The sequence below is a fragment of the Kitasatospora sp. NPDC040550 genome (assembly GCF_055594965.1).
This window is the reverse complement of the sequence record NZ_JBVIWC010000022.1, coordinates 20658-47075: the sequence shown is the minus strand read 5'-3', so window position 1 is coordinate 47075 and position 26418 is coordinate 20658. Positions and strand designations below refer to the sequence as shown.

The 26418-nt window shown below is 74.9% G+C and carries 21 protein-coding genes; 5 read left to right on the top strand and 16 right to left on the bottom strand.

Annotation, left to right across the window (positions count from 1 at the left end):
• Positions 1-48: 48 nt before the first annotated feature.
• The 3 genes from ACZ58X_RS28510 to ACZ58X_RS28500 all read right to left on the bottom strand — a co-directional run bounded on the left by ACZ58X_RS28510 (position 49) and on the right by ACZ58X_RS28500 (position 2354).
• On the bottom strand, positions 49-744 hold the full coding sequence (locus tag ACZ58X_RS28510) for an alpha-ketoglutarate-dependent dioxygenase AlkB family protein (RefSeq protein WP_470336532.1): 696 nt from the start codon (positions 742-744) through the stop codon (positions 49-51).
• Positions 745-768: 24 nt separating this feature from the next.
• The gene (locus tag ACZ58X_RS28505) at positions 769-1248 is read right to left on the bottom strand and encodes a transglycosylase family protein (protein ID WP_470336447.1); all 480 of its coding nucleotides are present in this window, start codon (positions 1246-1248) and stop codon (positions 769-771) included.
• Between the two features lie 305 nt (positions 1249-1553).
• Entirely contained in the window at positions 1554-2354 is an 801-nt protein-coding gene (locus ACZ58X_RS28500) for a transglycosylase family protein (protein ID WP_470336446.1), read from the bottom strand.
• A gap of 627 nt (positions 2355-2981) precedes the next feature.
• On the opposite strand from ACZ58X_RS28500, the gene ACZ58X_RS28495 reads away from it, so the two are divergent.
• Together ACZ58X_RS28495 and ACZ58X_RS28490 are read left to right on the top strand one after the other, a co-directional pair.
• Complete coding sequence (locus tag ACZ58X_RS28495; RefSeq protein ID WP_470336445.1) at positions 2982-3839, top strand: hypothetical protein; 858 nt, start codon at positions 2982-2984, stop codon at positions 3837-3839.
• Between the two features lie 188 nt (positions 3840-4027).
• A complete protein-coding gene (locus tag ACZ58X_RS28490; protein ID WP_470336444.1) occupies positions 4028-4804 on the top strand; it encodes a hypothetical protein in 777 nt (258 codons plus the stop codon).
• A gap of 199 nt (positions 4805-5003) precedes the next feature.
• On the opposite strand, the gene der is transcribed toward ACZ58X_RS28490, so the two are convergent.
• The 5 genes from der to ACZ58X_RS28465 all read right to left on the bottom strand — a co-directional run bounded on the left by der (position 5004) and on the right by ACZ58X_RS28465 (position 11361).
• The gene (der, locus tag ACZ58X_RS28485; protein WP_470336443.1) at positions 5004-6455 is read right to left on the bottom strand and encodes a ribosome biogenesis GTPase Der; all 1452 of its coding nucleotides are present in this window, start codon (positions 6453-6455) and stop codon (positions 5004-5006) included.
• Positions 6456-6682: 227 nt separating this feature from the next.
• Positions 6683-7420, bottom strand: coding sequence for a (d)CMP kinase (gene cmk, locus ACZ58X_RS28480; RefSeq protein ID WP_470336442.1), 738 nt, complete (start codon positions 7418-7420; stop codon positions 6683-6685).
• Positions 7421-7584: 164 nt separating this feature from the next.
• Positions 7585-8976 carry a DUF4419 domain-containing protein gene (locus tag ACZ58X_RS28475; protein ID WP_470336441.1) on the bottom strand — a complete coding sequence of 464 codons (1392 nt, stop codon included), beginning with the start codon at positions 8974-8976 and terminating at the stop codon, positions 7585-7587.
• The gene (locus ACZ58X_RS28470) at positions 8973-10145 is read right to left on the bottom strand and encodes a DUF4419 domain-containing protein (protein WP_470336440.1); all 1173 of its coding nucleotides are present in this window, start codon (positions 10143-10145) and stop codon (positions 8973-8975) included. Before ACZ58X_RS28470 ends, ACZ58X_RS28475 begins: the two co-directional genes overlap by 4 nt.
• 130 nt (positions 10146-10275) lie before the next feature.
• Positions 10276-11361, bottom strand: coding sequence for a prephenate dehydrogenase (locus tag ACZ58X_RS28465; protein ID WP_470336439.1), 1086 nt, complete (start codon positions 11359-11361; stop codon positions 10276-10278).
• Between the two features lie 446 nt (positions 11362-11807).
• Here ACZ58X_RS28465 and ACZ58X_RS28460 point away from each other — a divergent pair, with 446 nt between their 5' ends.
• The 3 genes from ACZ58X_RS28460 to ACZ58X_RS28450 are packed head-to-tail and all read left to right on the top strand — an operon-like array spanning position 11808 to position 16094.
• Positions 11808-14072, top strand: coding sequence for a DUF4139 domain-containing protein (locus tag ACZ58X_RS28460; protein ID WP_470336438.1), 2265 nt, complete (start codon positions 11808-11810; stop codon positions 14070-14072).
• A gap of 3 nt (positions 14073-14075) precedes the next feature.
• The gene (locus tag ACZ58X_RS28455; RefSeq protein ID WP_470336437.1) at positions 14076-15677 is read left to right on the top strand and encodes a mucoidy inhibitor MuiA family protein; all 1602 of its coding nucleotides are present in this window, start codon (positions 14076-14078) and stop codon (positions 15675-15677) included.
• Between the two features lie 54 nt (positions 15678-15731).
• Positions 15732-16094, top strand: a complete 363-nt coding sequence (locus tag ACZ58X_RS28450; protein ID WP_470336436.1) for a DUF952 domain-containing protein — start codon at positions 15732-15734, stop codon at positions 16092-16094.
• A 58-nt stretch (positions 16095-16152) separates the two neighbouring features.
• On the opposite strand, the gene ACZ58X_RS28445 is transcribed toward ACZ58X_RS28450, so the two are convergent.
• From ACZ58X_RS28445 to ACZ58X_RS28410, 8 genes are all read right to left on the bottom strand, one after another.
• Positions 16153-17160 (bottom strand): TrmB family transcriptional regulator, encoded by a 1008-nt coding sequence (locus tag ACZ58X_RS28445; protein ID WP_470336435.1) that lies wholly within the window; start codon positions 17158-17160, stop codon positions 16153-16155.
• A 225-nt stretch (positions 17161-17385) separates the two neighbouring features.
• Entirely contained in the window at positions 17386-18789 is a 1404-nt protein-coding gene (locus tag ACZ58X_RS28440; protein WP_470336434.1) for a pseudouridine synthase, read from the bottom strand.
• 62 nt (positions 18790-18851) lie between these two features.
• Positions 18852-19445: an SMC-Scp complex subunit ScpB gene (scpB, locus tag ACZ58X_RS28435; RefSeq protein WP_470336531.1), complete on the bottom strand. Its 594-nt coding sequence runs from the start codon at positions 19443-19445 to the stop codon at positions 18852-18854.
• 344 nt (positions 19446-19789) lie between these two features.
• Positions 19790-20668 (bottom strand): segregation and condensation protein A, encoded by an 879-nt coding sequence (locus ACZ58X_RS28430; RefSeq protein ID WP_470336433.1) that lies wholly within the window; start codon positions 20666-20668, stop codon positions 19790-19792.
• 161 nt (positions 20669-20829) lie between these two features.
• Positions 20830-21441: a hypothetical protein gene (locus ACZ58X_RS28425; RefSeq protein WP_470336432.1), complete on the bottom strand. Its 612-nt coding sequence runs from the start codon at positions 21439-21441 to the stop codon at positions 20830-20832.
• Positions 21438-22505 carry a ParA family protein gene (locus tag ACZ58X_RS28420; RefSeq protein ID WP_030245868.1) on the bottom strand — a complete coding sequence of 356 codons (1068 nt, stop codon included), beginning with the start codon at positions 22503-22505 and terminating at the stop codon, positions 21438-21440. Before ACZ58X_RS28420 ends, ACZ58X_RS28425 begins: the two co-directional genes overlap by 4 nt.
• A 436-nt stretch (positions 22506-22941) precedes the next feature.
• On the bottom strand, positions 22942-24057 hold the full coding sequence (ald, locus tag ACZ58X_RS28415; protein ID WP_470336431.1) for an alanine dehydrogenase: 1116 nt from the start codon (positions 24055-24057) through the stop codon (positions 22942-22944).
• Positions 24058-24318: 261 nt separating this feature from the next.
• Positions 24319-26400, bottom strand: a complete 2082-nt coding sequence (locus tag ACZ58X_RS28410; protein ID WP_470336430.1) for a tetratricopeptide repeat protein — start codon at positions 26398-26400, stop codon at positions 24319-24321.
• Positions 26401-26418: the final 18 nt, after the last annotated feature.

Here is a 26418-nt window from a genome sequence, read left to right as displayed (position 1 = left end):
CCACCGGCCAGGGCTACGCCTCCGACCCGGGCCACGCCACCGACCGGACTACGCCGCCAGCCCCGACTGCCGCACCGTGACGTTCAGCCGCCCGACCAGTTCCAGCCCCAAGCCCGGATCCGCCGTCCCCGGCAGCGTCCGCACCACCCCGTGGTACGCGAACCGGGCCGGCCCGCCGAACACCAGCAGGTCCCCGCTGCGCAGCTCCAGGTCCGTCCACGGCCTGGTCCGGGTCTCCGTGTTGCCGAGCCGGAAGACGCAGGTGTCGCCGAGCGAGAGCGAGACCACCGGCGCGTCCGCGCGCTCGTCGCGGTCCTGGTGGAGGCCCATCTTCGCGCCGTGGGGGTAGTGGTTGACGATCGCGGTGTCGGGCTCGTAGGCCGCCGCGCCCGCGATCCCGCCGACCGCTCCGCCGTACGCGTCCGCGACCGCCTGCTTGGCGAGCTCGCCCAGCAGGGGCGGGAACGGCTTGACGGGGGTGCCGTCCTCGGCGGTCCGCGCGTACCCGTAGGGGTACCAGTGCCAGCCGAGGCTCACCATCCGCACCGACATGAGCCCGCCGGTGGGCATCCGCACGCTGTGCAGCCCGGCCGGCGGGCGGGCCCACTCCCGGCAGGCGGCGACCAGCCGCAGCTGCGCGGCCCGGTCCAGCCAGCCCGGCAGCAGCACGGCCCCGGGAGCCGGTTCGGACCGCCCCCGGACGGCCTGCTCGCCGGACGGCTCCCCGAACAGCTCACCTTGGATCACCCCACCATCCTCCCGCAGCCCCTACCCCGGCACGAGCCGCTCCCCCGACTTCGACTCCGACTCCGGCGCCGGCTCCTCCGCCCCGGAGCCCGGTTCCAGCTCCAGCTCCGGCCCCGGCCCCGATGCCGACCCCGGCCCCATGCCCACGCCCGGCCCCGCCCCCACTCCCGGCCCGATCATCCCCAGCTCCCGCGCGCAGGCCGGCCAGGCCTCCCACCCCTGCTGCCGCAGGATCTCCTCCCCGACGGTGGTCTGCTCCCGCCGGCTCCCGTGGTCGGGCCGGTCGGCGAAGCGCAGCCCGCCCGCCTCCGCCCAGGTGGCCGGTCGGATCTGCAGGCCGCCGTAGTAGCCGTTGCCGGTGTCCGCCTGCCAGTCGCCGCCGCTCTCGCAGTCGGCGAGCTCGTCCCAGACGAGGTCCGCGACCCGCGTCGCCGCACCGGCCCGTACGGTGCCCGCGACCACGGCCAGCACCACCGCCACGGCGGCGCCCGCCCGGATCACGGCCCGGGCTGTCCGATCGTCACACCGACCCGGCCGTCCCCGTCCCCGTCCCCGGCCCCGCCCCCGTCCACCCCCGCACCCGCCCCCGCACCCGCACCCGCACCCGCACAACACGGCGCCCCCGCACAACACGTCAGACGAATGCGGCACAGCAGCCGACCCTAGGGAGCCCGCACCCCACCCCGCCCCGCCACGCCGGAAACGCCGACGGCCGCTCCCCCGCGTGGCGGAGGAGCGGCCGTGACGAACAGCAGAACGACCCGACGGCAGAGCGACCAGAGGTCAGCTCAGCATGCCTCAGAGCCTCAGATGCTCAGGGTCTGACCCGGGAAGATCAGGTCGGGGTTGCCACCGACGACCTTGGCGTTGTTCTTGTACAGGTCGTGCCAGTCCAGGCCCTGCGCGGCGGCGATGGAGCTCAGGGTGTCACCGGACTTGACGGTGTAGTTGCCCTTGGCCGGCTTGGCGTCGTTGGAGGTGTTCCAGGACTTGGCACCGTTCGAGGACTTGGCAGCGTCCGTCTTCGACGGGGCGTCGGTCTTCGGCGCGGCGTCAGCCTTCGGCGCAGCGGCCTTCGGGGCGGCGGCCTTCGGGGCAACGTCGGCCTTCGGCGCGGCCGCGGCCTTCGGGGTGGCCGTCTTCGGCGCGGGGGTCTGCGCCGGCTTGGCGGCGGAGGTGCCGGCCGAGGTGTCGACGGCGGCCGGGGCACCGCCCTTGGTGAGGCCCGCCTTGACGGAGCAGACCGGCCAGGCGCCGGGGCCCTGCGAGGCGAGGACCTTCTCGGCGACCGCGATCTGCTGCGCCTTGCTGGCCTGGTTGGCCTGCGCGGCGTAGGCGGTGCCGCCGAAGGCGGCCCAGGTGCTGGAGGTGAACTGCAGACCGCCGTAGAAACCGTTGCCGGTGTTGATGGCCCAGTTGCCGCCGCTCTCGCACTGGGCGACGGCGTCCCAGGTGGAGACGGGGGCGGCGGAGGCCGAGGTGGCCGTGACGAGGCCGGCCACCGGCAGGGCCGCGACAGCGGCGCCCGCCACGACGGCCATCCGAACGCGGTTGCGCTTGGTGGCGGCGGTGGTGGTGGCAGCGGCGTTCTCGTTACGGAAGGTCATGGGGTTCCTCTCGACAGCCCCGGGCGGGCATGCGGAACCAGACCCTGGGGAGGGCCGCGTTTCGCTTGCCGCGTCCGTCGGACGGCCGTGCACGTGTCGGACGTGCCGCTGCCGCCCTGGCCACCCAGCCGCTCGCCGGCGACCTGTTCGAGCGATCGCGTCGGCGGGCACCTGCCGCGCCCGGCCGGAGCCGGGGAGCGGTGCGTCGGGGGTGAACCCGGGTGGCGCTCGTTGCGCCGCCAAGAAAGCTAGGGGTCGGTCGGTGGGGAAACCAAAACACCACCGGTCTGCCCAGCTCAGCAAAGGGTTACCGGCGGTAATAGCCATGCATTCTTGCCCGAAATGTCCGCTTTGGCCATCGATTCCTAGATCAAACATCGAGTCGGCGTGACTCACCTCACCGTTTCATTCCGGCAGTCCTGTGACCGACATCGACAGATTGCGACCACGAGAACACGCGGCGCGGTCGGATCCGGGGCAATTCCCGTCAGCCTCGCCGGGCACCCGTGACGCCTGACACAAGGGCCCGTTGGGCATGGCGACCTCCCCATGCCCGCCCCATGCCCGCCCCATGCCCCGCCCCCGTGCCCGCCCCTGACCCCACCCGCACCCATCCGAGGAGAACCCGTGCCGCGCATGCTCGACGTCAGCGACGAGGTCCGATCCGAGATCGGCGACGACGAGGCCGACCGCCTGCTCGGCGGCGACCGCGCCCCCGACAGCTACGAATGCACCTCCTGCCGCACCCCCGGCGACACCCACGTGGAGCCCACCAGCACCGTGCTGTTCGTCGGCGACGAGACGGCGGTCCTGGCCTTCGCCCACGCCCGGTGCATCCCCTCCCAGGTGGTGCCGGTCGCCGAGGAGCAGCTGGTCGGCGCCGTCCGCAGCATCAACCAGTCACAGCCCGCCGCGCCCGGCCTCACCGTCCCCGCCCCGGACCTCGCCGGGCCCTCTCCGGACCTCGCCCTCCCCGCGCCGGCCGCCCCCGCCGCCCAGCCGCCCGCCCCCGGCCAGGCCGCCATCCTCGGCATCACCTGCGGGCTCGTCCTGCACGGCAAGGTCGGCCACGCCTCCCTCGTGGTCGAGCCCACCGGCCCGGTCGGCCGGCCCGGTAGCACCTCCGGCGAGGACGAGTTCCTCGACCTGCTCCAGGACGCGGGCTTCCAGCCGGTCACCGACCTCGACGAGACCCCGGAGCAGCTGCCCGGCTGGTCGGTGCTGGTCGCCATGGGCAAGCTGCACGCGATCCTCCAGCCCGCCGCGGCCGGCGGCAGCACCGGCTGGTGGCAGGCCCACCAGCCGCTCCAGGTCACCGACGCCTGGCGGATGGCCGCCAGCCAGCTCTCCGAGGTGACCATGTACGCCGTCCCGGCCGGCATGGTCGGCCGCCAGCCCCGCGAGGACCTGCTGCGCCAGGCGCTGGAGCGGGCGGTAGCGCTGGGCCAGGTGGTCGCCGCCTCGCTCCCGCTCGCCGGTACCTGATCCCGCCGCTCAGGCCTACCGGGTGCGGCGGAAGAGCGGACGGCCCTCCGCCCTTCCGCCGCACCCGGCACGCCCGCCGCACCCGGCGAGCCTGGCAAGCCACGCAAGCCCGCCCCTCCCCTCCGGACGCCGAATCGGTACGCCGAACGCCCCCGCATCCCCGCCGCCTCTCACTCGTTGGCCCCTACGTGTACAGCTACGACGTCTCCGCACCCGCCGGACGGTCGGCCACCGCCCCCCGCTCGATCCCGGGCATGCGCCCGTCGTACGACGCGGAGCACCCGCACTCGACGACCCCCATCTACGACGAGCTGTACTCCGAATACCGACGACTGTTCCGCGCCCTGCCCGGCGACCGCTCGGGCGAGGAGGACCTGAGGTTCACCGGCTTCGCGATCCGCGACGGCCACCCGCTGCTCGGCGAGCAGCGCCCGTACCCGTCGGCGCAACAGCAGGCCTTCCACACCTACGCGGGCCAGCCGTCCGGCCTCCCCCAGTTCATGCCGGCGCAGTCGCACCACACCGCGCAGCACCACACCGCCCAGCACCACACCGCGCAGCACCCCACCCACGCCCAGCACCACACCCCCCAGCACCACACCCCTCAGCACCACGCGCACGTCCACCCCCAGCACCCCCAGCACCAGCCGAACCCCCACGCGCACACCCCCGCACACCCCCACCCAGAACCCGTCACCGCCATGGCCGCCACCGCGACCGCAACCGCCGCCACCAGCGACGGCCACGGCCAGGCCGTCCCCCCGGCCCCCCAGTTCACCAACGGCCAGGGCTGGGTCGCCGCCGGCTACCTCGGCGCGGTCCAGCACACCGTGCCCGCCCCACCGCCGGCCCCGTCCCCGCTGCTGGGCACGGCCACCGGCCTCGCCACCGCCCCCGCCCCGACCGGCGGCCGCCACCGGCAGATGCTCTCGCTCCCCCCGGGCCGCACCGGCGACCACCACTGACGGGCCCCCGGCCGGCCCCGGCCAGCCCACGACGGGCCCCACGGCCCCGACCGGCCCCGAGCAGCCCGACCCGCCCAGGCCACACCACCACCGGCAGCGGAAATGCCCGAGGGCCCCGCCACCACCGGTGACGGAGCCCTCCAGCTCGTACAGCTACAGCTACAACTCCATTTGCAGGTGCAGCTGCAACTGCTTCTACCTACTTCTTCTTGCGCTTCTCCCGCACCCGCACCGAGATCGAGATCGGCGTCCCGACGAAGCCGAACTCCTCACGCAGACGACGCTCGACGAAGCGCCGGTATCCCGCCTCCAGGAAGCCCGAGGCGAACAGCACGAAGCGCGGCGGACGGATGCCCGCCTGGGTGCCGAACAGGATGCGCGGCTGCTTGCCGCCGCGGATCGGGTGCGGGTGGGCGGCGACCAGCTCGCCGAGGAAGGCGTTCAGGCGCGCGGTGGTGATGCGGGTCTCCCAGCCCTCCAGCGCGGTCTCGATCGCCGGGACGAGCTTCTCCATGTGTCGGCCGGTCTTGGCCGAGACGTTGACGCGCGGGGCCCACTGCACCTGGACGAGGTCGCGCTCGATCTCGCGCTCCAGGTAGTAGCGGCGCTCCTCGTCGAGCTGGTCCCACTTGTTGTAGGCGACGACGACGGCACGCCCGGCCTCGACCGCCATCGAGATGATCCGGGTGTCCTGCTCGGCCAGGGTCTCGCTGGCGTCGATCAGGACGACCGCGACCTCGGCCTTCTCCAGCGCGGCGGAGGTGCGCAGCGAGGCGTAGAAGTCGGCGCCGGCGGTCAGGTGGACCCGGCGGCGGATACCGGCGGTGTCCACGAACTTCCAGGTCTTGCCGCCGAGTTCGATCATCTCGTCGACCGGGTCACGGGTGGTGCCGGCCAGCTCGTTGACGACCACCCGCTCCTCGCCGGCGACCTTGTTCAGCAGGCTGGACTTGCCGACGTTGGGCCGGCCGATCAGCGCGATCCGGCGCGGGCCGCCGGGGGCGGCGTCGCCGAAGGTCTGCGGCGGGGCCTCGGGCAGCGCGTCCATGACGGCGTCCAGCAGGTCGCCGGAGCCGCGGCCGTGCAGGGCGGAGACGGGGAACGGCTCGCCCAGGCCCAGCGACCACAGGTAGGCGGCCTCGGCCTCGGTGGACGGGCCGTCGACCTTGTTGGCGCACAGGACGGTCGGCTTGCCGGCCCGGCGGATGAGCTTGATCAGGGCCTCGTCGGTGTCGGTGGCGCCGACGGTGGCGTCCACGACGAACAGGACCGCGTCGGCCTGCTCGATGCCCAGCTCGGCCTGCGCGGCGACCATGGCGTCGATGCCGAGGACGTCGATCTCCCAGCCGCCGGTGTCGACCACCTTGAAGCGGCGGCCGTTCCAGCTGGCCTCGTAGGTGACCCGGTCGCGGGTGACGCCCGGCTTGTCCTCGACGACGGCCTCGCGGCGGCCGATGATGCGGTTCACCAGGGTCGACTTGCCGACGTTCGGGCGGCCGACGACGGCCAGCACCGGCAGTCGGACGTGCTCGGCGCCGTCCTCGCCGTCGAAACCGTCGAGGTCGAAGCCCTCCTCGGCCGCGAGGGCCATGTACTCGGCGTAGTCGGCGGCGTCCAGCTCGCCGGGCCCGGCGGAGTGGTCTGCGGTCATGTTCGTCTGTTCCGTTTCCCGGCCCGGCCCTTCCCAGGGGCGTGCCGTGCGTACCTGCCCCGCTGGGGCAGCGCGATGGTTTCCTCCCGCGGCGCCTGACGGCCCGCGGTTCGTTCGATGGTCGGCCGGACCGGCCGACCGGACCCACAAGGGTCAACCGGTCAGACCGACCGGACCCACGCGGGTCAACCGGTCAGACCGACCGGACACCCACGCGGGTCGATCGGTCAGACCGACGACAGCCCGGCCCGCTCCTCCACCAGCGCGGTGATCCGGCCGATCACCTGCTCCAGGGTGAGCTCACTGGTGTCCACCAGCACCGCGTCCGCGGCCTGGGCCAGCGGCGCCGTCTCCCGGGAGGAGTCGGCGGCGTCGCGGCGCGCAAGGTCGGCGGCCATCGCGGTGATGGTCGCCTCGTCCACGCCCTTGGCCCGCAGCTCGGCCGCCCGGCGCGCGGCCCGGGCCGCCTCGGAGGCGGTCAGGAACACCTTGACGGTGGCCTGCGGGAACACGACGGTCCCCATGTCCCGGCCCTCGGCGACGATGCCGCGCTCGGCGACCTCGGCGCAGCCGCGCTGCAGCTCCACCAGCCGGGACCGCACCGCCGGCACCGCGGAGACGGCGCTGACCTGCGCCGTCACCTCGGGGCCCCGGATCGGGCCGGAGACGTCCTGACCGTCCACCGTGATGGTCGGCCCGTCGGCGTCCGTACCGGACACGATGACGGGCTTGCCGCACGCGACGGCCACCGCCTCCGGGTCGTCGACGTCCACGTCGTTGGCCAGCATCCACCAGGTCATCGCCCGGTACATGGCGCCGGTGTCCAGGAAGCTCAGGCCCAGCCGGGCGGCGACCGCCCGCGAGACGGTCGACTTGCCGGAGCCGGAGGGTCCGTCGATGGCGACGACGACCGGGGCGTGCGCTCGGTCGGCAGTGTCCACGGGGCCGAACCTCTCTCTGAGCATGCTGACGCATGGAAGCCGGCGCCTACGGGGGCGGGCGGCCGGGGATTGTCTCCCTCAAGGTTAATGGACCGCCGCCGAACCCCGTCCCAGTCCGGTCACCACCCCACCGCCGGAGCGGTCACCCCACCACCTCCGAGGCGGTCACCACCCCACCTCCGAGGCGGTCACCACCCCATCCCGGGCAGCACGTCCGCCAGCTCGGGCCCACGCGCACCCTCGCAGCCGACGATGCCGTCGCGCGGGTTCAGCATCCCGACGTGCCACGGGCCGTCGGCGTCGAACCGCACCACGCAGCCGATCCCGAAGCGGATCAGGGCGGTCGGTCGCCCCATCTCCGCACCGGTCATGGCGTCCACGGCCCGGATCCCGTCGGTGCTGAGCAACCGGGCGCCCTCGGCCCCGCTGACCTCCCGCACCCGCTCGACCGTCCACCCGGCCGGCAGCTGCGCGGCCGCCAGCGCCGCCTGCTCGGCCGCCGGGTCCACGGGCTCCCGCAGCACCTCCAGCACCGCGTTCCCGAGCCGGGGCCGCAGGTACCCGCCGTCCAGCTCGATCCCGAGCACCCCGCCGAGGAAGGCCATCGACCGCGTCCCGACCGGGGTCTGCCACTGGAACGGCACCTTGGACACGTGCGAGGGGAAGGCGTTCTCCTCGAACCGCACCCGTCCGTCCCGCCAGCGGAAGTCCGTGCGCGGCTGCGGCCCCGAGAGCCGCTGGGTGTGGGCGAAGAAGGCGGTGATCCAGCCGGAGACGAAGTCCCCGCCGGACTCGGACTCCCACTTGTACAGCGAGCGCCAGAAGCCCTCGTCCACCGGGCCGCCCGCCGCCGTCGCCGCGATCTCCGCCAGCACCGGGCGCAGCCCGTCGAACCACGGCACCAGCGGCTCGAACCGCTCCGCGAGCTCGCCGACCCGCCGGGCCAGCAGCGCCCAGTCCTCGGCGGTGCCCTCCAGCCGGATCCGCGGGATGCCGCACATCGTGGTCCAGAGGAACTCGTAGTACGGGCTGACCACGTCCATCAGCGCGACCAGCACCGAGGAGACGTCGTCCGGCGTGGTGGTCGAGAACGACGGCCGGAAGAACTCCACCAGCTCCGGCCCGATCTCCGCCGCCAGCGGCTCCCGGACCAGCCGGACCGACCGGGCCCAGTCCGCGTCGGCGTCCAGCAGGCTGTCATCCCTGACCTGGACGGTCCGCTTCCCGCCGCCGGGGGTGGCGTTGAACAGCCCCTTGTACCGCTCCGCGTTCAGCCGTACGTGTACCGCGACCTCGTGCACCACCGCGTACCAGAGCACGTCCGGCGACAGGCTCAGCGGCAGGTGCTCGGCGAAGGCGGTGTGCGCGGCGCGCAGCAGCAGGCTCCAGGTCGGCTCCGGCTGCTTCGCCCGCGGCTCGTACGTCTTCGGCGCCGCCGTCAGCGTCCCCGTACTGCGGTGGAGCACGCTGAACTCCCCGCCGACCACGGCCGCCAGGAAGCCGTCGTTCCCGACCGTCTCCAGCCGCGCCGCGTCGCCCGGCTGCTGCCCGTCCCCGAGCGCGACATCGATGATCGTCACAGCCCACCCCGTCTCTCCAGCACCGCGTGCCCCAGCCGGGGCCGCAGGAATTCACCGTCCCGCTCGATCCCGAGCACCCCGCCGACGAGGACCATCGGCCGCTCGACGCCCAGGAGGTCCCAGACGAACGGCACCGCGGACAGGTGCGAGGGGAAGTCGTTCACCGCGAAGGCGTCCGGGTGGTACGAGGTGCCCGCCGCCTCCCGCCAGCCGAAGGTCTGCCGTAGCCGGGGGCCGTCCGGGGTCTGGGTGTGGGCGAAGAAGGCGGTGAGCCAGCCGGTCACCAGCGGACCGCCGGACACCGACTCCCACTTGTACAGCGAGCGCCAGAAGCGCTCGTCCACCGGGCCGCCCGCCGCCGTCGCCGCGATCTCCGCCAGCACCGGGCGCAGCCCGTCGAACCACGGCACCAGCCAGTCGAAGCGCTCCGCCAGCGCGTCCACCCGGGCCGCGAGCAGCGCCCAGTCCCCGGCGGTGCCCTCCAGCCGGATCCGCGGGATGCCGCAGCGGGTCTCCCAGCGGAAGTCGTAGTAGGGGCTGACCACGTCCATCAGCGCGACCAGGGCAGAGGCCTCGTCGTCCGGCGTGGTGGTGGAGAAGGCCGGCCGGAACAGCTCGACCACCTCCGTGCCGAGGGCCGCCGCCAGCGGCTCCCGGACCAGCCGGACCGACCGCGCCCAGTCGGCGCCGCCGCCCACCGGCGAGTCGCCCGGCACCGGCAAGTCACCCCGCACCGGCAAGTCACCCGGCACCGGCAGGTCGCCCGGCACCAGCGAGTCGTCCCGTACGACGAGCGTCCGCGAGCGGTCCGCCGCGCCGAACAGCGCCCGGTAGCGCGGCGGGTACATCCGCACGTGCGCCGCGACCTCGTGCACCACCGCGTACCAGAGCACGTCCGGCGACAGGCTCAGCGGCAGGTGCTCGGCGAAGGCGGTGTGCGCGGCGCGCAGCAGCAGGCTCCAGGTCGGCTCCGGCTCGGCGGGCTCCGGTGCGGAGAACTCCGCCCGGACCGGCTGCGGCCGGGGCCGCTCGACCATCGCCGCCACGCTGCGGTGGCGGACCAGGAAGTCCCCGCCCACCACCGCCCGCAGGAAGCGCTCGTTCCCGAGGTCCACCGGCTCGCCCGCGAACCCGTGCCGGGTCTCCCCCAGCGGCAACTCGATGATCACGCTCGCTCCCCCTCCCCGCCTGCTTCCGCTGACACCGCCCCGACCCCGCGCGGCACCCGGTCCGCGCGGCACCCGGTCCGCGCAGCACCCGATCCGCGCACCGCCCCGCCCCGGACACCGTCCGGAAGCGTCAGTCCCGGACGCTCCACCCGCCCGCGCGCAGCGCCACGGTCAGCCGCTTGACCGCCATCGGCGCCACCGACAGCTGGACGAAGCCGACCTGCTGCCCGTCCGAGTGCTCGATCAGGACGTCCTCGATGTTGACCCCGGCCTCGCCGACCTCCCCGAACAGCCGGCCCAGCTCGCCCGGTTGGTCGCCGAGGACGACCGCGACGGTCTCGTACCGGGTGGGCGGGGCGCCGTGCTTGCCGGGGATGCGGGCCTGGCCGGTGTTGCCGCGCCGCATCACCGCCTCGATGCCCTCGGCACCGGAGCGGCGCGTGCCCTCCTCCTCGGCCGCCAGGGCGCGCAGCGCGGTGACGGTCTCGCCGAGGTCGTTGGCGACCTCGGCGAGCACGTCGGCGACCGCGCCCGCGTTCGCGGACAGGATGTCGACCCACATCCCGGGGTTGGAGGCGGCGATCCGGGTCACGTCGCGCACGCCCTGGCCGGAGAGCCTTATGGCCGTCTCGTCGGCGTGCTCCAGCCGGGCCGCGACCAGTGAGGAGACCAGCTGCGGGGCGTGCGAGACCAGGGCCACGGCCCGGTCGTGCGCGGCGGCGTCCATCACGATCGGCACCGCGCCGCACATCGCGACCAGTTCCAGCGCGGCGTTGAGTGTGTCGGTGTCGGTGTCGGCGGTCGGGGTGAGCACCCAGGGGCGGCCCTCGAACAGGTCGGCGCGGGCGGCCAGCGGGCCGGAGCGCTCGCGGCCGGCCATCGGGTGGCTGCCGATGTAGTGGACGGTGTCCAGGCCCAGCGCGGCGATCTCGCTGCCCGGGCCGGACTTCACGCTGGCCACGTCGGTGTACCAGTGCGCCAGGTTGCGGCGCTGGCAGTCCGCGAGGACCTTGCCGACCAGGGCCGGCGGGACGGCGATGATCGCCAGGTCGACCGGGCCCTCGGCGGGTTCGGTGATGCCGGCGCCGAGCGACTCGGCGGTGCGGGCGGCGTCCGGGTCCGCGTCCTCCAGATGGACGGTCAGCCCGCGTGCGGCCAGGGCCAGGGCTGCGGAGGTGCCGATCAGTCCGGTGCCGACGACGACGGCAGTGCGCATGGCGGGTGGCTCTCCTCGATCACGGTTCTCGACTGGACGGTTCACACGGGCGGTGCTCGACATCGGGCGGTGCTCAGCGGGTGCCGGAGGGCGCGACGAAGTACCGGAGCCGACCGGGCGCGCCCGCGCCCCATCCTCCCACCCGACGCCCCCCGCCGACCCCCGACCCCGCCAACGGCCACGCCCCGGCAACCAACACCCCCACCGGCCGCCACGCCCCGGCAACCAACACCCCACCAACCGCCGCGCCCCGGCAACCGCCACGCCCCGGCAACCACCGCGCCCCGCGCCCCGTCCCACCCAGTGCACACGCCGTGCCCCGGGAAATCCGGCGACGCCCGGCCCCCGGCGGGGCAGACTGGCCGCCCGGGGGACAGGCGGGGCGAGCCGCGGCACACCGGACGACCGGCCGGCAGGACGACCGGACGCGAACGAAGGGGATGCGCATGGACGATCAGCACAGCAGCCAGACCGGGCCGTCGAAACGGCCGGCCGTACCGGCCCACCCGTCGGTCCTGGACTCCGTCGTGGTGTACGCCGAGGGCGCGGTGTGCCGGCGCCGGGCCACCGTCCCGGTCCCCGCGGGTGGACGGCTGCGACTGACCGGCCTGCCCGACTCGCTGCGCGCGGACTCGCTGCGGGCCCGGGTGCTCTCCGGCCCGGCCGGCACCGCGGTGGTCGAGGCCCGCCTCGAAACCCTCGCCGAACTCCACGAGCCCGGCGAACTCCCGCAGCTGCAACGTGAGTTGGACGAGGCCATGGAGCGCCAGGGCGCCCTGAACGAGCGCCACCGGCTGGTCCTGGCCGCGATCGCCGAGACCGCCGCGCTGCGCGCCGTCCCGCCCCAGCGCCGCCCCGACGAGCCGCTGCGCCGCACCCCGGCGGACGCCTGGCTGGAGCTCGCCGACTTCGTCGACGAGCGACTGGCCCGGCTCCAGGAGCGCTCCGAGCGGCTCACCCGGGAGATCGAACTCGCCGACCATGAGCGCCAGTTGGCCGCCGACCGACTGGACCGGGCGTCCACCGCCGACCGCACCGAGCCGGTCGGCACCACCGAAACCGTCCTGCTCACCCTCACCACCAGCGCAAGCACCCCAGCCCCCGACACCCCAGCCCCCGACACACCCGAAACCGCCCCCGAAACCGACACCCCCGGGACCGTCCCCGACCGGATCGAACTGGAACTGGAGTACGGCGTCCCCACCGCCCGCTGGGTCCCCGCCTACCGTCTGAGCCACCGCACCGGCGCCGACACCGCCCACCTGGTCCTGCGCGCCGCCGTCGCCCAGCGCACCGGCGAGGACTGGACGGGCGTCCGGCTCGCCCTGTCCACCGCCGACCTCGACCGCCGCACCGACCTCCCCCGGCTCGCCTCCCTGCGGATCGGCCGCAGCCAGCCCGCCCCGCCGCCCTCCGGCTGGCGCGAGCCCCCGGCCGGCCTGTCCGACCTCTTCACCGGCTACGACACGGCCACGGCCGACCGCCCCGCCCGCCGTCCCCGCCGTCGCAACGTCCCGCTCCCGGTCCCACCCGGCGCACCCAAGCCCGGCCCCCGCTTGTCGGCCCGGGTCGGCGGCGCCCGCCCGGCCGGCCCCCGCGCCGAGTTCCTCGCGGACGAGGCGGCGCCCGCCGGCCCGTCCGGCGGCGGCATGCTCAGCGTCCCGGAGCCGCCCTCCGCCCCGCTGCCCTCCGCACCCAGCACCCCCGCACCCCCCGCCCCCGTGGCGCCCGGCTTCGCCGGCTACGGCGCCCCGCCCGCCCCCGGAGCGCCGGCCCCCGCGGCCGCCCCGATGCCGCAGGCCTTCGGCGGCGCCCCGCCGGCGGAGGCCCGCCGTTCCGCCCGCCGCCGCCGCGCGACCCCACCCCCCACCACCGGCTTCGTCCCGGCGGCCGACCTGCTCGACTACCCCGACCTCCAGCTGGCCGGCCCCGACGCCCCCGCCGACCGCCGCGGCACCCTGCGCCCGGCCCCGGCCCGGCTGGAGCACGACACCCGACAGCGGATCCACCCGGGCACCCGCCTGACCGGCCTCACCCTCCCCCGCCACGCCGTCCCGCCCCGCGTATCGGCCGGCTCCTTCGACCACCGCTTCGACGCCGCCGCCCGCGCCGACGTGCCCTCCGACGGCACCTGGCACACCGTCACGGTGGACGAGATCCCGCTCTCCGTCAGCCCCGAGTACGTCACCGTCCCGGCCGTCGAGGAGAAGGTGTACGCGACCCTGGTGCTCGCCAACCGCACCGACCGCGCCGTGCTGGCCGGCCCGGTCGAGGTCACCGTGGACGACGAGTTCCTGCTCACCGCCGCCCTGCCGACCCTCGCCCCCGGCGGCACCCGGAGCCTGGGCATCGGCGTCACCGAGAGCGTCGAGGTGGCGCGCCGCACCGAGCTGCGCGAGTCCGCCACCGGCATGCTGAAAGGCAACAGCACCGTGCTCGACCACCGGGTGCACGTCCAACTGGCGAACCGGCTCGGCCGCCCCGTCACGGTCGAGGTCCGCGAGCGCGTGCCGGTCGCCTCGGACGCCGAGATCCGGATCGAGGAGCGCGCGGACTGGCAGGCCCCGGCCGTCCCCACCCCGGAGTGCCCGGCCGGCACCCGGCTCTGGCGGGTCGAGCTGGCGCCGGGCGGCCGCACCGAGCTGGACGGCGGCTACCAGATCAAGATCCCGGCCGGAAAGGCCATCGTCGGCGGAAACCGGAGGAACTGACAGATGACCGAAGAGACCGTTCCCCTCCCCGTTCCTCTCCCCCTTCCCGGCCCCGTCCCCGGCCCCGTCCTCGTCCCCCTCCCCGTCACCGCCGTCACCTGCCTGGAGGACCGCGCCCAGGTCGAGCGCTCGGTGACCGTCCGCCTCGCCGCGGGCGTCCAGCGGCTGCGGCTGGGCCCGCTCACCGCCCTCGCCGTGGACCGCACCCTGCGCGCCGAGTCCGCCGCCCCCGGCACCCGGGTGCTGGAGGCCCGGCTGGTGCGCTCCTGGTCCCCGCGCGCGCCGCTGCCGCCCGGCCCGGCGGACTCCGCGCTACGCCACCGGCTGCACGGGCTGGAGGCCGAGTACCGCCTCGCCGACCAGACCCGCGCCCGGCTGGAGGCCCGGCTCGCCCTGCTCGCCCAGCTGACCGCGGACCTGCTGCGCGAGGTCGGCGAGGGCGCCGGCGTCGGCGAGATCGAGCGCACCCGCTGGGCCCGCGAGCTGGACCGGGTGGACGCCGAGCGGGAGCGCCACGGCGAGGAGCTGCGGGCCGCCCGCTCCCGGCTGCGCCGCCTGGACCAGGAGCGCTCCCAGGCCCTGCTGGCCCTGGACGAGGCCGAGGAGGAGCCCGCCGAGCTGCACGCCCACCTGGAGCTCACGGTCGAGGCCGAGCACCCCGGCCCGGCCGAGCTGACCGTCCACCACCTGGTGCCCTGTGCCCTGTGGCGCCCGTCGTACCGCGCCACGCTGGACGCCGGCAGCCTGCGACTGGAGTCGGAGGCGGTGGTCTGGCAGCGCACCGGCGAGGACTGGACCGGCGCCCGGCTGACCTTCTCCACCGCCCGCTCCGCCCTGGCCACCGACCCGCCGGTGCTCACCGAGGACCTGCTGGTGCTGCGCGAGCGCACCGACGAGGAGCGCCGCACGGTCGAAGTCGAACTGCGCGAGGAGGAGGTCAGCACCCTGGCCCCGGACGCGGCCGTCCCCGGCCTGGACGACGGCGGCGAGGTCCGGGTGCTGCCCGCCCCCGCCCCGGCCACCGTCCCCTCCGACGGCCGCGCCCACCGGGTCCCGCTGGGCGCCTTCACCGGCCCGGCGAGCAGCGAGTTCGCCTGTGCCCCGGAGCTGTCCCCGCTGGTCACCCGGGTGGTCCGGTTCCGCAACGCGGCCGGGCACCCGCTGCTGGCCGGCCCGGTCGAGCTGGTCCGCGGCAGCGGTTTCACCGGCCGCGGCGAGCTGCGCTTCACCGCCGCCGGCGCCGACACCGAGCTGTCCTTCGGCAGTACGGACGGCTACCGGGTGGTCCGCGAGACCGAGGAGCGAAGCGGCACCACCGGCCTGAGCGGCCGCCGGACCACCACCCGGACCGTCCGGCTGCACCTGTCCCGCTTCTCCGGCCCGGAGGAGCACGACGAGCAGCTGGTCACGGTCCGCGAGCGGGTGCCGGTCTCCGAGGTGGCCGAGGTCGAGGTGCGGCTGCGCAAGGAGGAGTGCTCCCCGGCACCGGACGCCTTCGACACGGAGGGCATCGTCCGCTGGGACGTCCCGCTCGGCCCGGGCGCCCGCCGCAGCCTCACCCTGGTGTACGAGGTGTCCGCCGCCGCCAAGGTGGCCGGGCTGTGAGGCCAGAGGCCCCGTGACGACCGCTCAGGACCGGAAAGCGGGTACAAAAGGAACATGATCCTCCATCTCGCCCCCCTGGACGACTGGCTGTCCGACCCCGGCCGCCCGTACGCCACCGCGTCGCTGCTCACCGACGGGTTCATCCACTGCTCGGCGGACGAGCAGACGGCGCTCGCGGTGGCCAACTCCTTCTTCGCCGACACCCCGGACCCGCTGATGGTGCTGCTGATCGAGGAGGCACTGGTGGAGCCGATGGTCAAGTGGGAGGCCGCGCACGGCGCCCCGCCGCCCGGCGCCACGCCCGGCGTGCTGTTCCCGCACATCTACGGGCGGCTGAACCGGTCCGCCGTGGTCGGCCTGGAGAAGGTCGACCGCGGCCCGGACGGCCGCTGGGCCTCGCTCAGCCCCTGGAGCTGAGCGGCCGACCGGAGCCCGTCACCCGGGTCGACAGCCACCCCGCCTCAGAGCCCCCGGCTCACAGCCACCCCCGCTCCCGGGCCGCCATCCCGGCCTGGAAGCGGGTGGTGGCGCCCAGCGAGCGCATCAGGGCCTGCAACCGCCGCTGGGTGGTCCGGGCGCTCCAACCCAGCGAGCGGGCGATCGACTCGTCGGTCAGTCCGGCGGCCAGCAGCCCCAGCAGCTTGCGGTGGTCGGCGTCCGGCTCCGGCGAGGCGTCCCCGGTGCCGATCGCGGCCTGCAACTGCACGGCCCGCTCCCACTCGGCCTCGAACAGCGTGTCCAGGGCCTGGAGCAGTGCCGAGGGGTGGATCACGTAGGCCGCGTCCAGCACGCTGTCGCCGACGCTGATCGGGATGATCGCCATCCGGTCGTCCGAGATGATCATCTTCATCGGCAGCGTCGGCCGCACCCGCGCCTCCTCGCCGTCCGCGACGCCGACCAGGATGTTCCGCTCCAGGCGGCCGGGCCAGGCCACCGCCTCCCGGTCGTAGACCGTCCGGAACCGCAGGCCCTCCCGCAACCGCCGCCGCTGCAACGGCATCGCCGAAACCGGGTCCTGGATGTACGGCGGGCGGTCGAAGCCGCGGACCTGGTACTGGCTGGTCCCGGTGATGTGCTCCAGCCGCTGGGCGATCGCCTCGCCGCCGGTCAGCACCTCCACCGAGTGCGCCGGGTCGGTGTACCGCGAGGCCTCCCGGAAGGCGTCCATCAGCCGGTGCATCTCGGCCCGGGCGCTGCGCAGTTCGGACTCCCGGTGGCCGATCAGGGTCCCTATCGCCACGTCCGGGGCGACCGGCAGGTAGCGCTCCCGGTCCACCGGCGCCCGGGTGGCCATCCCCTGCTGCGCCAACCGGTCCAGCGCGCGCACGCCCTGCTGGAGCGTCAGGCCGCAGCTCTCGGCCAGCTCCTCCGCGGTGGACTGCGGGTTGGCGACCAGTGCCGCGTACACCTGCCCGTCCGGCTCGGCCAGTCCCAACGGGCCGAGCGCGTGTCCGGCGGACCGCCCCAGTGCTGCATCGGACACGACGCCGTCTCCCCCTGTTCGCTCCGGAACACCCCTGCGGCGCCCGTGCTGGCGCAGTCCCGCCACGCGGCGGGGCGGTGCTCCGGTGGCCATCCTCGGCCACGGATCATGGCGCTGACAAGGCCGTGACCAGCGGTTGCGTCCCGGCTCACACACACGTCGGAGGGTCCCCCGCCACCACGGGCGGGGGACCCTCCGACGAACAGCGGCCGTACGGCCCGGGTCCTACAGGCCGACCTCGCGCATCAGCTGGCCGACCTCGGGGTTGGTCAGGCGGCGCAGCCAGCCCGACTTCTGGTCGCCCAGGGCGATCGGACCGAAGTGGGTGCGCACCAGCTTCTCGACCGGGAAGCCGACCTCGGACAGCATCCGGCGGACGATGTGCTTGCGACCCTCGTGCAGGGTCACCTCGACCAGGTAGTTCTTGCCGACGTTGGAGATCACCTTGAAGCTGTCGGCGCGCGCGTAGCCGTCCTCCAGCTCCACGCCCTGGGCCAGCTGCTTGCCCAGGTCACGCGGGATCGGGCCCTGAATGGCGGCCAGGTAGGTCTTGGTCACGCCGTACTTCGGGTGGGTGAGGCGGTGGGCCAGCTCGCCGTGGTTGGTGAGCAGGATGATGCCCTCGGTCTCGGTGTCCAGCCGGCCGACGTGGAACAGCCGGGTCTCCCGGTTGGTCACGTAGTCGCCCAGGCACTGGCGGCCGTCCGGGTCCTCCATGGTGGAGACCACGCCGGCCGGCTTGTTGAGCGCGAAGAACAGGTAGGACTGGGTGGCGACGGTCAGGCCGTCGACCTTGATCTCGTCCTTCTCCGGGTCGACCCGCTTGCCCTGCTCGGTGACCTGCTTGCCGTTGACCGCGACCCGACCCTGCTCGATCAGCTCCTCGCAGGCGCGCCGGCTGCCGATGCCGGCCCGGGCCAGCACCTTCTGCAGGCGCTCGCCCTCGGGCTCGCCGAAGGTCTTGGGCAGCTTGACGGCCGGCTTGTCGTGCCGGGCCAGCACGGCGTCCTCGATCTTGGCCTGGAGCTCGCGCGAGCGCTGCGGCTGACGGCGCGGGTCGCCCGGGGCGCCCTGGCCCTCCCGGCGCGGGCGCGGGGCCGGGCTGGGCCGCCGGCCGGCGAAGCCGCCGCGGGCCGGGGTGGCGTTCGGGCCGCCACCGAACTCGGGGCGGTCGTACCTGCGCTCCTCGGGCCGCAGCGGGCGGTCCGGGAAGCGGCGGTCGTCCCGCCGGTCGTCGCGCCGGTCGTCCCGACGGCCGCCGTCGCGCCCGTACGAACCGCCGCGCGAACCCGAACCGGAACCCGAGCCGCCACCGTACGAACCACCGCGCGAGCCAGAGCCCGAGCCGCCGCCGTACGACCCGCCGCGCGAGCCAGAGCCCGAGCCCGAGCCGCCGCCGTAGGAGCCCCCACCGTAGGAGCCGCCGCGCGAGCCCGAACCGGAACCCGAGCCACCGCCGTAGGAGCCCCCACCGTACGAGCCGCCGCGCGAACCCGAGCCCGAGCCCGAACCGCCGCGACCGCTGCCGCCGCCGCTGCCGCCGCCGTAGGAGCCGCCCCGACCCCCGCCCTGTCCGCCGCGACCGCTACCGCCGCCGCTGCCGTTCCTGCCGTTGCCACTGCTACGCATCAAAGTGTCCGTACGTCGTTCCGTCTGGGATGTGCGGTCGTCTCGGCCGACCTCACCTCCCCCTACCGATCAGGCGTTGCCCGATCGGCCTCGCCACTGCCGTCCGCGGCCTGCGCGGCAGCGGCGGAGACCGCCTCCGCGATCATCGTGCCCTCCAGGGACTCCGCTTCCACGTCGTCGACCTCGGGCAGGAAGGGAGCGAGCTCCGGCAGCTCGTCCAAGCCGCGGAGCCCCATCCGTTCCAGGAAGTAGTTCGTCGTCCGATACAGGATCGCACCTGTTTCGGGCTCGGATCCGGCCTCTTCCACCAGTCCTCGCTGTACCAGGGTACGCATCACGCCGTCACAGTTCACACCGCGGACGGCGGAAACCCGTGATCTGGACACCGGCTGCCGGTAGGCGACCACCGCCAGGGTCTCCAGCGCGGCCTGGGTGAGCCGGGCCTGCTGGCCGTCCAGCAGGAAGCGGTCGACCGTCTCGGCGCAGGTCTCCCGGCTGTAGAACCGCCAGCCACCGGCCACCAGCCGCAGGTCGAAGCCCCGCCCCTGGGCGGTGTACTCGGCGGCCAGGCCGCGCAGCGCCGCGGCCACCTCGGCCCGCGACCGCTCCAGCAGCCCGGCCAGCCGCTCCTCGCCGACCGGCTCGTCGACGACCATCAGGATCGCCTCCAGCTCGGCCCGCAGCCCCGGCCCGACCGGCCCGGGCTCGACCGGATCCGTTCCCACCGAATCCGTCCCGGCCGAATCCGTCCCGACCGGCTCCGGCGCACCGGAAGTCGACGGGGCCGACTTCTGGTGCACCACCCGGGGCTCGCCGTCCCTCGGCCCCGGAGCGGCCTCCGGCGGCACCGCTGGAGCTGCCGGAGCCGCCGGCGCCGCCACCGGGTCCGGCAGCAGCTCGAAGGCCGGCTCCAGCCACTCCTCCGCCCGCGGCTGCCCCGGCAGCCCGAGCGGGCGCCGCACCGGCCGCCCGCCGCCGTTCCCGCCGTCCTTCCCGCCGCTCATCGCCGCCCGTCCTCCTCCTCGGCCCGTTCCGCACCGCCGGCGGGCCGGTCGAACTCGTCCGTCACCTCGACCGGGCCCCGGCCCTCCTCGGCCACCCAGCGCACCCGCAGCTCCCCGAGCGCCTCCGGCTGCTCGAAGTCCAGCGCCCGCTCCCGGTACAGCTCCAGCAGCGCCAGGAACCGGGCGACCACCACCAGGGTGTCCGGCGCGTCCGCGACCAGCTGCTGGAAGGAGGCCTCACCGAGCTCGGTGAGCAGCCCGACCACCAGCGCGGCCTGTTCGCGCACGCTGACCGGCGGGGTGTGGATGTGGTCCACGTACACCACCGGTTTCGGCCTGGGCTCCATCGCCTTGGCCGCCAGCCGGGCGAGCCGCTCCGCGCCGACGGTGATGACCACCTCGGGCAGCAGCTCAGCGTGCCGGGGCTCCAGCCCGACGGTCCGGGGCCGCCGCAGCAGCTCGGCCGCCCAGCGCTCGCCGAACACGGCCGCCGCCCGCTTGTACGCCCGGTACTGCAACAGCCGCGCGAACAGCAGGTCACGCGCCTCCAGCAGGGCCAGGTCCGCCTCGTCCTCGACCTCGGCCACCGGCAGCAGCCGGGCGGCCTTGAGGTCGAGCAGGGTGGCGGCCACCACCAGGAACTCGGTCGCCGCGTCCAGGTCCCAGTCCGGGCCCATCGCCCGGATGTGCGCCAGGAACTCGTCCGTCACGGTGGCCAGTGCCACCTCGGTGACGTCCAGCTTGTGCTTGGCGATCAGGCCGAGCAGCAGGTCGAAGGGGCCCTCGAAGTTGTCCAGCCGTACCCGGAAGCCGCCCCGGGACTCCTCCTCGGTGGCGTTCACGGCGCTGGCGGCTGGTTCGACGGTGCTCGGCATGGCGGTCCATCTTCACCCGCCCGCACCGGCCGTCCGGCCACGGGGCCCACCGACACGCCGCCGACACCCCGCCGACCGGCCCGCCACGGACCCACGGCACGGGACAGGCCCACGGACGGCCCCGACAGCCGGGCCGAGGAGTCGGGCCGAGGAGCCGGGCCCTAACGGCCGCGCAGCCGCCGGACCAGGATCGAGGCCTCGCCGCGCTGCTCCAGGTCGGCCAGGACGACCGCGATGGCCTCCCGGACGATCCGCCCGCGGTCCACGGCCAGGCCGTGCTCGCCGCGCAGCACCAGCCGGGTGTGCTCCAGGTCCATGAGCTCCTCGGCGGACACGTACACGGTGATCTTCTCGTCGTGCCGCTCGCGCCCGCTCGGGCGGCGCGGCGCCCGGCCGCGCGGCCGGGCGCGTCCGGCGGCACCGGCCTGCTCCTCGGCGGCGCCGGCGTGGGAACGGCCCGCCGGTGCGGGGGCGGTGTCGCGGCCGGCGGCCGCGGTGGCCCCGGCCGGTGCGGCGCCCTGGCCCCCGGCGGCCCGCTGGGCGGGCGGCTGGCCGGGCTGCGGCACCGCGGTGGCCGGCTGCTGCTCCTGGGGTGCCCGCCGGCCGTCCTGGGCCCCCTGGGCGGCCTCGGCACCCTCGGCGCCCTCGGTGCCGTTGACGGTCCGCGCGGTCTCCGGTCTGGATGCCTCGGCGGCCGGACGCGGGGCGAGGGACGGCGACAGCGCCATCCCGCCGGTGGTCCGGAACAGCTCGTCGGCACCCGGGAGACTCACTCGGCGGGGCGGCACCGGTCGAGCACCTCCCTGGCGAGCTGGCGGTAGGCGGCGGCCCCGACCGAGTTGGTGGCGTAGGTCGTGATCGGCTCGCCGGCGACGGTGGTCTCCGGGAAGCGCACGGTCCGCCCGATGACGGTGTGGAAGACGTGCTCGCCGAACGCCTCGACGACCCGCGCCAGCACCTCGCGGCTGTGCACGGTGCGCGAGTCGTACATGGTCGCGAGGATGCCGTCCAGGCGCAGCTCGGGGTTGAGCCGCTCGCACACCTTCTCGATGGTCTCGGTCAGCAGCGCGACGCCGCGCAGTGCGAAGAACTCGCACTCCAGCGGGACGATCACGCTGTGAGCGGCCGTCAGCGCATTGACCGTCAGCAGGCCCAGCGAGGGCTGGCAGTCGATGATGACGTAGTCGTAGTCCGGCAGCAGCGGCTTGAGCGCGCGCGCCAGCGCGGACTCCCGGGCCACCTCGCTGACCAGCTGCACCTCGGCGGCGGAGAGGTCGATGTTGGAGGGCAGCAGGTCCATGCCCGGGACGGCGGTCTTGAGCAGCACCTCATCGGCCGTCAGGCCCCGCTCCATGAGCAGGTTGTAGACGGTGACGTCGAGCTCCATCGGGTTGACGCCGAGGCCGACCGAGAGCGCGCCCTGCGGGTCGAAGTCGACGAGCAGCACCCGGCGGCCGTACTCGGCCAGCGCCGCGCCCAGGTTGATGGTCGAGGTGGTCTTGCCGACGCCGCCCTTCTGGTTGCACATGGCGATGATCTGGGCGGGGCCGTGCTCGGCGACCGGCGCGGGGATCGGGAAGTACGGCAGCGGGCGGCCGGTCGGGCCGACCCGCTCGCGGCGCTGGCGGGCGGCGTCGGGGGCCAGCGTGGCGGCGTACTCCGGGTCCGGCTCGTACTCGGCGTCCGGGTCGTCGTAGGCGCCGTAGGCGAACTCGCCGTAGGCCAGGCCGTAGGCCGCCAAGTCGGCGTCGTGATCGGTCACCGTGGTCACCTGTGCTGTGTTCTGGCGTGCTTCGAAGGTACGGAGTGCGACCGAGCCGACCTCGGCCGAGCCCACGGTTGCCTGCCGGGCCCCGGGCTCCTCACTCGGCTGGCCGGCGGTGAGCTCCGCCAGTCCTGGCTGACCACCCCCGGGAGCAATTGTCGACTCATTCACAAGTCGTCTTACCTCCTTGGGGATCCAGGACTCTATGTCGATTCGTCAGCGTGGCAGCATGCCGACGGTTTGCGACTCTAGGCCGTTCAAGGCGTTCGCAGCAACACAATCCACGGTAGTGGGCACGATGTGTCGACTATCGGGCGGGCTGCTGTCAAGGGATGAGCAGGCCCATGACCCTAACGTTTCTGCGGGACGCCGAGGGTCGGGTGACACCACCGACGGAAATTGACGACAGAGCGACCCGCCCGGTCCACCCGCTGTTCACGGGCACGGCGAAGCCCCCGACCCGAGGGCATCGGGTCGGGGGCGAACGACCGCCGTGCGGTCAGGGGGTTCAGGCGAGCACGCTCTCCAGCGTGACCGACTCCAGGCCGAAGGCCTCGGCCACGGCCGGGAAGGTGATCTGGCCCTCGTGGACGTTCAGGCCCTTGGCGAGCGCCGCGTCACGGCGCAGCGCCTCCTTCCAGCCCCGGTTGGCCAGCTCCAGCACGTACGGCATGGTGGCGTTGGTCAGCGCGTAGGTGGAGGTGTTCGGGACGGCGCCCGGCATGTTGGCCACGCAGTAGAAGACCGAGTTGTGGACCTGGAAGGTCGGGTCGTCGTGCGTGGTCGGGTGCGAGTCCTCGAAGCAGCCGCCCTGGTCGATGGCGATGTCGACGAGCACGGAGCCCGGCTTCATGCGGGAGACCAGCTCGTTGGTGACCAGCTTCGGGGCCTTGGCGCCCGGGATCAGCACGGCGCCGATGACCAGGTCGGCGTCCAGGACGGCCTTCTCCAGCTCGAAGGAGTTGGACATGATGGCCTTGATCTTGGTGCCGAAGATCCGGTCGGCCTCGCGCAGCTTGTTGATGTCGCGGTCCAGCAGGGTCACGTCGTAGCCCATGCCGATGGCGATGGTGGCCGCGTGCCAGCCGGAGACGCCACCGCCGATGACGACGGCCTTGGCCGGGTGGGTGCCGGGCACGCCGCCGGGCAGCACGCCGCGGCCGCCGGCCGGGCGCATCAGGTGGTACGAGCCGACCTGCGGGGCCAGCCGGCCCGCGACCTCGGACATCGGGGCGAGCAGCGGCAGCGCGCCGTTGCCCAGCTGCACGGTCTCGTAGGCGATGGCGGTGGTGCCGGAGGCGACCAGCGCGTCGGTGCCGGCCCGGTCGGCCGCCAGGTGCAGGTACGTGAAGAGGGTCTGGCCCTTCCGCAGCCGGTGGTACTCGGAGGCGATGGGCTCCTTGACCTTCAGCAGCAGGTCGGCCGTGGCCCACACCTCGTCGGCGGTGGGGAGGATGGCGGCGCCGGCGGCCACGTACTCCTCGTTGGGGATCGAGGAGCCGAGACCGGCGTTGTCCTCGATGTAGACCTCGTGGCCGTTGCGGACCAGCTCATGCACGCCGGCGGGCGTGATGGCCACGCGGTACTCGTGGTTCTTGACCTCGCGGGGGATGCCGACCTTCACGACTGAACACGTCCTCTTGCCATGGGGGTCCCGACCGGAGAAGACCGGTGGGCGACGCGCACGTGGGGAAGCCTCCGGGCATGCCGGGGCAGGGGATCGCTGCGCGACTGAGTTCGAGTGTAATGAAGCCCAGGCGGCCTGTCAGCCTTCCAAATCGAATAATTTCGGCGAAGGCATTGGCAGGTTCGTAGGCTTCCACTGGAACTTACCTGTCATAGGTGTCGTAACAGGGCACTTTCGACGATACCTCCGAAACCGCCCTCACCACCCGCCGTCGACGCGTTCCCGCAGGTCCGCGAGGGCCGTGCCGACCGCCTCCCGGCCGCGCTCGTCGCCGATCCGGCGCAGCACGGCCAGCGCGGCCCGGTACTCCCGGTCGGCCTCCTCGAAGCGGCGCTGGGCGGTGTGCGCCTCGGCGACCCGGGCCAGCAGGCGGGCCTCGGCCGCGTGGTCGCCCAGCGACTGCCGCAGCCCGAGCGCCCGCCCGTACCAGTCGGCGGCGCGCACCGCGTCGCCGAGCGCCCGGTGGCAGCCCGCCGCGCCCTCCAGGGCCCGGGCGCAGAGCGGTTCGTCGCCGACCGCACGGGCGTGCTCCAGGGCGGCCCGGTAGTGCCCGGCGGCCTGCTCCCAGCGGCCCGCGGCGGCCTGGAGGTCACCCAGGTTGAGCAGCGCCGCCGAGGCCCGGCGGGGGCGCCCGTTGCGCTCGGCGACGGTGAGCACCAGCTCGTGCAGCCGGTAGAGGTCGGCGGGGGCGGCCGTGCCGGTCAGCGGCAGCGCCCGCAGCAGCGCGGTGACCAGCCGGCCGGCCGAGCCGTCCAGGTCGCCCTGGCCGATCGCGTCGGCCACCGCGCCGAGCAGCAGCTCCCGCTCCCCGGCCAGCCAGTCCCGGGCGTGCCCGGCCGAGTCCAACCGCAGCGCGGCGGGCAGCGGGTCGGGGGCCGGGCCGTCGGCCGGGTCCAGCAGGGCGCGGGCCGACTCGGTCAGCCGGACCAGCCGCTCCAGCAGCCGGGCCCGGGCGAGCTCGGTCTCGGCGGGCCGGTCCTCCTGCTCCCGCAGCCGGACCAGCCGCTGGTAGAGCCGCCCGGGCACCCGGTAGCGCGGGGTGCCGTCGGCGGCCGGCGCCTCCGCGCCGAGCAGCTCCAGCTCGGCCAGCGCGGCCAGCGTCGCGGCCGCCTCCGGCACCGGGCAGCCGACCAGGGCGGAGGCAGTGCGCGGGTCGGCGGTCTGCGCCGGGGCCAGCGTGAGGGTGCGCAGCATCCGCGCCTGGGCGGCCGGCAGTCCCCGGTAGAGCAGGGTGAAGGCGCCCAGCAGCGGGTCGTTGTCGGGGACGGGCACCGGCTCGGCGGGCGCGGGCGCGGGCTTGACCCAGGTCGACGGGTCGCCGGCCGGCTCGGGCGCGGCGACGGACTCCGCGGCCCCGTCCTGTGCCTGGGCGCCCTCCTCCTTCTTCTCCGCTGCCGTGTCGGTCCTCAGCGTCCGGCCGGCCTTGGCGGTCCTCGCGCCCTTCGCGGCCTTGGCCTTCCCCGCCCGGCGACCGGCGCCCTCGGCGCCCGAGGCCTCCGACTCCTCCCCCACCGCCCGGGTGAGCTCGCGGGCCGCGTCCGTGACCGCGATCTTCGGGTTGCCGCGCAGCCACCGCGAGATCAGCCGCAGCGCGGCCGGCCCGGAGGCGCAGGCCTCGGCGAGGTCGGCCGCGCCGACCGGGTCGCAGGAGACCCGGGTGCCGCCCACCAGGTCGGCCAGCAGTTCCCCGGAGGCCTGCCGGTCCAGCCCGCCGAGGATCACCGGGTCGATGTCCTCGATGCCGGTGAGCGGCCCGGCCGTGGTGGCGAGCACCAAGCAGCCGGGCTCGTCGGCGAGCAGCGGCCACAGCTGCCCGGCGTCCCGTACGTCGTCCAGCACCAGCAGCACCCGGCGTCCCGCCAGGGCCTCCCGCAGGGCCACGCCGCCCGGTTCGTCCCGGCCGTCCTCGACGGCGCCGGGCAGCGGCACGGCGGCCTGCGGGTCGAGCTGCTCCAGCAGCAGCCGGGCGGCCCGGCCCGGCGGCACCCGCCCGCCGTCCGGGGCGGACAGCCGGGCGAACAGCACGCCGTCCGGGTAGTCGGCGGCGACGGTCCGGGCGAAGCGGGCGGCGAGCGCCGTCCGGCCCGAGCCGGGGCGCCCGGCCAGCACCAGGACGGGGCAGCGGCCGCTCACCCGGCGGGTCGCGGCCGCCCGCAGCGCGGCCAGTTCGGTGCGCCGCCCGGCGAACAGGGCGGGCCCGGCGGGCAGCCGGTCGAGCCCCGGGACGGCGCCGGCGGGCGCGTCGGGGCCGGGGTCCATCGTCGCCGTCTTCCTCGCCACCCGTGCCACTCCCGACGT